Origin of the sequence: Mycobacterium sp. 2YAF39, from assembly GCF_052114565.1 — a bacterium.
In the GTDB taxonomy this organism is placed as follows: domain Bacteria; phylum Actinomycetota; class Actinomycetes; order Mycobacteriales; family Mycobacteriaceae; genus Mycobacterium.
In genome coordinates, this window is record NZ_JBFREZ010000036.1 from 1 (window position 1) to 757 (window position 757).

Below are 757 nucleotides of genomic sequence, written 5' to 3' on the forward strand. Positions count from 1 at the left end.
TTGAAACCGATCGACGGATCGGCCCCGCCGAGATCGACATCGGGATTCAGATAGCGCAGCACCCCGTAGGTCAGGCCGTCGGGCAGCGCGCGAAGTTGTTCTTTGGCGTCCTTGATGACAGGCCCGAGCGCGCTGTCGCCCGACGTCACCTGTTCCCAGGACAGCCCGCCGACGGTCAACGACACCGGGTACTTGGTGGTGAACCAGCCCACGGTGCGTGACAGGTCGACATCACCGGCCAGCTCCTCTTGGCGGCCATGGCCCTCGACRTCGACGCCGATCGGCGCGCAGCCGGTCTCCAGAAACTCCGCCCAGGCCAACCCGAACGCAATCAACAGGATGTCCTGCACCCCGGCATGAAACGCCGCGGGCACCTCGCCCAGCAGCTGCCGTGTGGTCTGCACATCCAACGACACCGCAAGACGACCGGCATCGGCATAGGTATCRCCRTCAGGCTTCACCGCAGGCAACGCGGCCGGAACCGCCGCCACCTGCCGCCACGCCTCGGCCTGCGCCACGACCGCCGAGCTGCGCGCATGCTCCTCGAGCAGCGAGGCCCACCGCTGGAACGACGTCCCGCCCACCGGCAACTCGATCGGCTGACCACTGTGATGCTGAACCCAGGCAATGTTGAGATCTTCCAACAAGATTCGCCACGACACCCCGTCGACAGCAAGATGGTGAATCATCAACACCAGCTGGCTCGTCGAGGTCACCCACAACGCGCTGAGCATCGAACCAGCAGCCGGGTTCAACC

At 65.4% G+C, this 757-nt stretch carries 1 protein-coding gene; it reads right to left on the minus strand.

Annotated features, from left to right (window positions below; all coding sequences use genetic code 11):
- A partial coding sequence (locus tag AB4Z42_RS28345) for a condensation domain-containing protein (protein ID WP_442012571.1) occupies positions 1-757 on the minus strand: 757 nt, incomplete at both ends.